This is a genomic window from Bradyrhizobium sp. 142 (genome assembly GCF_023074015.1).
Classification (GTDB): Bacteria; Pseudomonadota; Alphaproteobacteria; order Rhizobiales; family Xanthobacteraceae; genus Bradyrhizobium.
The window spans coordinates 1-820 of the sequence record NZ_JADPKQ010000396.1 but is presented as its reverse complement, the minus strand read 5'-3'; the positions used below and the strand labels follow the sequence as shown (position 1 = coordinate 820).

The following is an 820-nucleotide window of genomic DNA, read 5'->3' as shown; positions in this document are numbered from 1 at the left end:
CATAAGCGGGATGACCGGCCGTTTGGCGGCAAAGACCCACCGGCGGCAGCGTTCCATTACTCGCGCAGTCGTGCCGGGGAACATCCGCAAGGCCATCTTGCCGGCTATGTGGGTCTCATGCAGGCCGATGCCTTTGATGGATACAACCAGCTCTACAAGGCTCAAAGGAAGCCGGCGCCGATCCTTGAAGCGGCGTGCTGGAGTCACGGCCGGAGGAAGTTTGTCGACCTGGTGAAACAGGGAGAGGCGCCGATCGCCAGCGAGGCTGTGCGGCGCATCGATGTCCTCTTCGAGATCGAGCGCACCATCAACGGCAAAACGCCGGAGCAGCGGCTTGCCGTGCGCTGTGAACGATCACGGCCGCTCATTGTCGAACTTGAAATCTGGATGCGCCAGCAGCGAGCGTTACTCTCCACCAAGAATGATACCGCCAAGGCGATCAACTACCTTCTCAACCGCTGGTCAGCGTTCACCCGCTTCCTCCACGACGGCCGCGTCTGTCTTACGAACAACGCCGCCGAACGAGCGTTGCGAGGTGTGGCGGTCGGAAGGAGAAACTGGACCTTCGCCGGTTCAGACGCTGGCGGCTATCGTGCCGCCGCTGTCTATACCCTGATCGAGACCTGCAAGTTGAACGACGTCGATCCGCAAGCCTGGCTCGCGGACGTGCTCGCCCGCCTTCCAGATCACCCTGCCAACAAAGTCGCTGACCTTCTTCCCTGGAATTGGAAGGCGAACCATCAGTCCACGGCCACCCTCGCTGCCTAAGCGCTTCGCGGCCGACCATCGCCCTTACCTGGGGTGCTGGCCGGACGCGTAC

The 820-nt window shown here is 62.0% G+C and carries 1 protein-coding gene; it reads left to right on the top strand.

Going from position 1 to position 820, the window contains the following annotated elements; translation table 11 throughout:
- On the top strand, nucleotides 1–768 hold a 768-nt coding region (locus IVA82_RS36580), incomplete at its 5' end, for an IS66 family transposase (protein ID WP_247493789.1).
- Between the last annotated feature and the right edge of the window lie 52 nt (nucleotides 769–820).